Annotated in this window: 1 protein-coding gene; it reads right to left on the bottom strand. The window is 75.0% G+C overall.

The window, feature by feature from the left end; translation table 11 throughout:
- Positions 1-6,647, bottom strand: a 6,647-nt coding sequence (locus AB0L34_RS32205) for an SDR family NAD(P)-dependent oxidoreductase (protein WP_363709255.1), incomplete at its 3' end; no start/stop codon positions are given.
- Between the last annotated feature and the right edge of the window lie 29 nt (positions 6,648-6,676).

The following is a 6,676-nucleotide window of genomic DNA, read 5'->3' on the forward strand; positions in this document are numbered from 1 at the left end:
CCAGGACCGACCTCCAACACCACACCCGCACCCTCGCTGCCCATCACCGCAGACGAGTCCGGATACATGCCCAAGGCGATCAACACGTCCCGGAAATTCACACCCGCCGCACGTACGGCGATGCGCACCTGGCCGGCCGCGAGCGGCGTCGCGCTGCCGGGCAGCAGGTCGACACCGTCGATGGTGCCGGGGCTGACCGCCGCGACGTGCCACAGGTCCGTGGACGGGGTGAGCGCGTCGCCGGTCGGCCGGGTGACCCGAGGTACGAGCACCGCGCCGTCGCGGAGCGCCAGCTGACCGCCGGTGGGGGCCGGGTCGTCGGCCACGGCGGCGAGGACGGCCAGCGCGTCGGCGTCCGGCTCCCGGTCGAGGTCGGCCAGGACGATCCGGTCCGGGTGCTCCGACTGCGCCGACCGCAGCAGACCCCACACCGCCGCGCCCGCGAGGTCGTCGACCCGGTCGCCGGGCCGCGCCGCCACGGCGCCCCGGGTCGCCAGGACCAGCCGCGTCTCGGCGAGGGGCTCGGCGGCCAGCCACGCCTGCACGGACTCCAGCACGGTCGACGTCAGAGAGCGGACCAGCCCGGGCAGGTCGTCGCCCTCGGCGCCCGCGGTGGCGACCGGCAGCAGGAGGAGGCTCGGCGCGTCCTGGCCCGCGTCGACGGCCGCGACCAGCGTCGCCACGTCCCCGAACACGGGGACACCCGGCAGCTCGGCCGGCGCGTCACCGACCAGGGCCCAGCCGGAGGCGTTCCCGGCCGGGGTGACGTCCTCGGCCTGCCACGACACCTCGAACAGCGACCGGTCGGTCCCGGCCGGGGCGGACACGGCGGCCATCTCCCGCAACACGAGGGAGTCCACCGACACCACCGGCGCACCCGACTCGTCCACCGCCACCAGGCGGACAGCCGTCCCGGCACGGCTCAACCGCACCCGCAGTGTCCGGGCGCCCGAGGCGTGCACCTGCACACCCTCGAACGCGAACGGCACCCGCGGACCGGAACCGGTCCCGGCGTCGAGCAGCCCGATCGGGTGCAGCGCGGCATCCAGCAGCGCCGGATGCACCCCGAACGCCGACACGTCCGGCGCGTCGTCGGGCAGGGCCACCTCGGCGTACACCTCGCCGTCGCCGGCCCACACCCGCCGCAACCCCTGGAACACCGGCCCGTACGACAGCCCGTGCTCCACCAGCGCCGAATACCAGCCGGCAAGGTCCGTCTCCGGCACACCGACCGGCGGCCACACCTCCAAGCCCGGCTCCTCGGCCGACACCGGCTCCAACACACCCCCGGCGTGCCGAACCCACTCCCCCTCGACATCGTCCTCCGCCTGCGAGTACACGGCGACATCCCGACCGCCGGAGTCGTCGATCCCACCGACGCGCACCTGCACCCGCACCCCACCCGACGACGGCAGCGTCAACGGCGCCGCAATCGTCAACTCCCGCACCCGCGACGAACCCACCTCGTCGCCGGCCCGCACCACCAACTCGACAAGGGCCGTGCCCGGCACCACCACCGCACCCGACACCACGTGATCGCCCAACCACGGATGCGACGACAGCCCCAGCCGACCCGTCAACACCACCTCGTCGTCACCCGCCAGACGCACCGCCGCACCCAGCAGCGGATGACCGGCAACCCCGAGACCCGCACCGGAGACGTCACCGACCCGCCACGACCCCACCTCGGGCCAGAACCGCTCCCGCTGGAACGCGTACGTCGGCAGGTCCACCCGGGCCGCGCCGGAGCTGGCGAAGACGGCGGCCCAGTCGACCCGTACGCCCGCGCTGTGCAGCCCGGCCAGCGCGGCGAGCAGCTGGCGGCGGCCGTCCTCGTCGCGGCGCAGCGAGCCGACGACCACGCCGCCGCCGGACCGCCCCGCGTCGGCCCGATCGAGGGCGTCCTGGACGACGACCTTGAGCACGGGGTGCGGACTGACCTCGACGAAGGCCCGGAAGCCGGCGGCGATCAGCGCGTCGACGACGGGCGCGAGCCGGACGGGCTCGCGCAGGTTCCGGTACCAGTAGTCGGCGTCCAGCTCGGTCGTGTCGAGCTGTTCGCCGGTGACGGTGGAGTGGAAGGCGACGTCGGTCGGGCGGGCCTCGATCGTGCCGAGGGCGGCCGCCAGGTCGTCGCGGACGGCCTCGACGTGGGCGCAGTGCGAGGCGTAGTCGACGGCGATCTCCCGGGCGCGGATGTCGCGCTCGGCGCAGACCGCGAGCAGTTCGGCGACCGACGCGGCGTCGCCGGACACCACGGTCACGGAGGCGCCGTTGAGGGCGGCGACGGAGAGGGTGTCCCCCCACGGGGAGATCAGCTGCTCGGTGTCGGCGGCGGACAGCGGCACGGACACCATGCCGCCCTGCCCGGAGATGGCCAGCAGGCCCCGGCTGCGGGCGACGACGAGCCGCATCGCGTCGGGCAGGGTGAGCGCGCCCGCCGCGCAGGCCGCGGCGATCTCGCCCTGGGAGTGGCCGATGACGGCGTCCGGCACGACGCCGCAGGACCGCCACAGCTCGGCGAGGGAGACCATGACGGAGAACAGCAGCGGCTGGACGACGTCCACCCGGTCCATCGGCGGGGCGTCCGGCGCGGCCCGCAGGACGTCCTCCAGGGACCAGTCGACCAGCCGGCTCAGCTCGGTCTCGCACTCGCGCATCCGGTCCCGGAAGACGGGCGACGACTCCAGCAGGTCGAGGGCCATCCCGGCCCACTGGGAGCCCTGGCCGGGGAAGACGAAGACGACCTTCGGGGTGTCCTCGCCGACACTGGCGGGCTGGTCGGCCAGGGTCAGCGCGGCGAGCCCGGCGAGCGCGTCGTCCCGGTCTGCGGCGACGGCGACCTGCCGGTACGGGTGGTGGGCGCGGCCGGCGGCGAGCGAGTACGCGACGTCGACGAGGTCGAGGTCCGGTTGGTCGGCGAGCCGCTGCCGGAGCCGGGCCGCCTGGTCGCGCAGCGCCCGGGGGCTGCGGGCCGAGACGAGCAGCGGCACGGCGTCGGCGGCGACCAGGCCGGGCAGCCGGTCGGCCGGCTCGGGGCTGGTCGGCGGGGCGTCGACGGCGGGTGCCTGCTCGATGATGGCGTGGGCGTTGGTGCCGGAGATGCCGAACGAGGAGACAGCGGCGCGGCGCGGCCGGTCGACGGCCGGCCACGGGGTCGCCTCGGTGGCGAGCGCGACGGCGCCGGCGGTCCAGTCGATGTGCGGGGACGGCTCGTCCACGTGCAGGGTCGGCGGGACGATCCCGTGCCGCATCGCGAGGACCATCTTGATCACACCGGCCACGCCGGCCGCGGCCTGCGTGTGGCCGATGTTCGACTTGACCGACCCCAGCAGCAGCGGCCGGTCACCCGGCCGGTCCTGCCCGTACGTCGCCAGCAACGCCTGCGCCTCGATCGGGTCACCCAGGGTGGTGCCGGTGCCGTGCGCCTCCACGGCGTCCACGTCCACCGTGGACAGGCGAGCGTTCGCCAGGGCCTGCCGGATCACCCGCTGCTGCGACGGCCCGTTCGGCGCGGTCAACCCGTTCGACGCGCCGTCCTGGTTGACGGCGGTGCCCCGGATGACGGCGAGGACGCGGTGCCCGTGCCGCCGCGCGTCGGAGAGCCGCTCCACCAGCAGCATGCCGACGCCCTCGCCCCAGCCGGTGCCGTCCGCGCCCGCGGCGAACGCCTTGCAGCGGCCGTCGGGGGCCAGGCCGCCCTGACGCGAGAACTCGGAGAACATGCCGGGCTGGGCCATCAGCGCGACGCCGCCGGCCAGGGCCATCTCGCACTCGCCGGAGCGCAGCGCCTGCGCGGCGAGGTGCAGGGCGACCAGCGACGACGAGCACGCCGTGTCGACGGTGACCGCCGGGCCCTCCAGCCCGAACGTGTAGGCCACCCGGCCGGAGGCGACACTGCCGGCGGTGCCGGTGAGCAGGTGGCCCTCCAGGCCCTCCAGGCCGTCGCTGCCGGTGGCGGCGTAGCCGGAGGAGGCGGCGCCGATGAAGACGCCGGTGACGGTGCCGTTCCGGCTGGCCGGGTCGATGCCGGCGTGCTCGAACGCCTCCCACGAGGTCTCCAGCAGCAGCCGCTGCTGCGGGTCCATGGCCAGCGCCTCGCGCGGCGAGATCCCGAAGAACGCCGGGTCGAACTCCGCCGCGTCGTACAGGAAGCCACCCTGCCGGGTCGTCGACGTGCCCGCCCGGTCGGCGTCCGGGTCGTACAGGGCGTCGAGGTCCCAACCCCGGTCGGCCGGGAACCCGCCGATCGCGTCCCCGCCCGAGGCCACCAGCTCCCACAGTTGCTCGGGGGTGCTGACGCCGCCCGGGTACCGGCAGGCCATGCCGACGATCGCGACGGGCTCGTCGGCGCCCGCCGCGCCGGCCGCGCGGACGGCGGTCGCCCCGGCCGTGACCTCGCCCAACTGCTCGTGCAGGTGCTCGGCGAGCCGGGCGGGGGTGGGGTAGTCGAAGACGAGGGTGGCGGACAGCCGCAACCCGGTCGCCGAGGCCAGCCGGTTGCGCAACTCCACCGACGTCAACGAGTCGAAGCCCAACTCCTTGAACGCCCGACCACCCGGCACCGCCTGCGCCGACGCGTGCCCCAGCACCGCCGCCGCCTGCCCACACACGAGGTCCACCAACAGCCGACGGGCGTCGTCCTGCGACAGCCCGACCAGCCGGTCACGCCAGGAGGAACCGGTCGTGGCGGCAGCGCCACCCGCCTGCCGGCGCCCGCCCGCCCGGGCGAGCAGCCGCACGATCGGCGGCACCTGGGCGGCGTCGGCGGTGATCCGCAGCCGCGCCGCCGCGATGGTGGGCAGCGCCTTGGCGGCCGCCGCGTCGAACAGGGCGGCGCCCTCGTCGGCGGGCAGGGGGGTCATGCCCAGTCGCCCCAGCCGCTGCTGGTCGTCCCGGTCGAGGTGGGCGGTCATGCTGCTGGTGGTGGCCCACATGCCCCAGCCGATGCTGGTCGCCGGCAGGCCCCGCTCCCGACGGTGGTACGCCAGGGCGTCCAGGAACGCGTTCGCCGCCGCGTAGTTGCCCTGCCCCGGAGAACCCAGGGTGGCCGCGATCGACGAGAACACCACGAACGCCGACAGGTCCAAGTCGGCGGTCGCCTCGTGCAGCGCCCACGCCCCGTCGACCTTCGGCCCCATCACCACGCCGACCGCCTCGGCGTCCAACGACGTGATCGTCGCGTCCGCCAGCACACCCGCGCAGTGCACGACCGCCGTCAACCGATCCGCCCCGGCCACCACGTCCGCCACCTGCTGCGGGTCGCTGACGTCCACGGCGACGGCGTCGACCGTCGCGCCGGCCTCGGTCAGCTCCGCGACCAGCGCCGCGTAGTCGCTGCCTTCGGCGGGCAGGCGACGCGAGGCCAGCAGCAGCCGGCGGGCCTGACCGGTGGTGACGAGGTGCCGGGCAACGACCCCGGCGAGGGTGCCCGACGCTCCGGTGACCAGCACGGTCCCGTCCGGGTCCACCGGCGCGGGAACCTGGAGGACGACCTTGCCCACGTGGCGGGCCTGGCTGATGTGCCGCAGCGCCGCCCGTGCCTGCCGCATATCCCACACCCGCACCGGCAACGGCGACAGCACACCCCGCTCGAACAGGGCCAGCAGCTCGGACAACATCTGCCCGATCCGCACCCCACCGGCCTCGTTCAGATCGAACGCCCGATAGGCCACACCCGGATGCCGCTGCGCCACCTGCTCCGGGTCGCGGACATCCGTCTTGCCCATCTCCACGAACCGGCCACCACGCGGCAACAGACGCAACGACGCGTCCACGAACTCACCCGCGAGCGCGTCCAACACGACGTCGACACCCGCGCCACCGCTGACCGACGCGAACGCCTGCTCGAAGTCCGTCGTCCGCGACGACGCGATCCGCTCCTCGGCAACGCCCAAACCGCGCAGCACGCCCCACTTCCCGGGGCTCGCCGTCGCATACACCGTCGCACCGAAATGCTGCGCCAACTGGATCGCCGCCATACCGACCCCACCCGCACCCGAGTGGACCAGCACCGACTCCCCCGCCCGCAACCCCGCCAAATCATGCAACGCGTAGTACGCCGTCAGGAACACGAGTGGGACGGACGCCGCCTGGGCGAACGACCAGCCGGCGGGGATCTTCGCGATCCGCTCCCGCTCGGCGACGGCCTGGGGGCCGAAGCCGGGCTCGAACATGCCCATCACCCGATCGCCGGGGAGCAGGCCGTCGACGTCGGGGCCGACCTCCAGCACGACGCCGGCGCCCTCGCTGCCCATCCTGGCGGCCGGGTCCGGGTACATGCCCAGGGCGATCAACACGTCCCGGAAGTTCACGCCTGTGGCGCGGACGGCGATCCGTACCTGGCCAGAACCGAGCTTCACCGCCGGAGCGGGCACCAGGTCGATGCCGTCCAGCGTTCCGGGCCTGACGGGCGCGAGGTGCCAGAGGCCCGTCGCCGGGGGCACCAGCTCCGCGCCGGTGAGGCGCGTCAGCCGGGGTACGAGCACGGCGCCCTCACGGATCGCCAGCTGCCCCCCGGTGGGGGCCGGGTCGTCGGCCACGGCGGCGAGGACGGCCAGCGCGTCGGCGTCCGGCTCCCGGTCGAGGTCGGCGAGGACGATCCGGTCCGGGTGCTCCGACTGCGCCGACCGCAGCAGACCCCACACCGCCGCACCCGCCAGATCCGCCACCCGGT

Origin of the sequence: Micromonospora sp. NPDC052213 (assembly GCF_040679695.1) — a bacterium.
In the GTDB taxonomy this organism is placed as follows: Bacteria; Actinomycetota; Actinomycetes; order Mycobacteriales; family Micromonosporaceae; genus Micromonospora.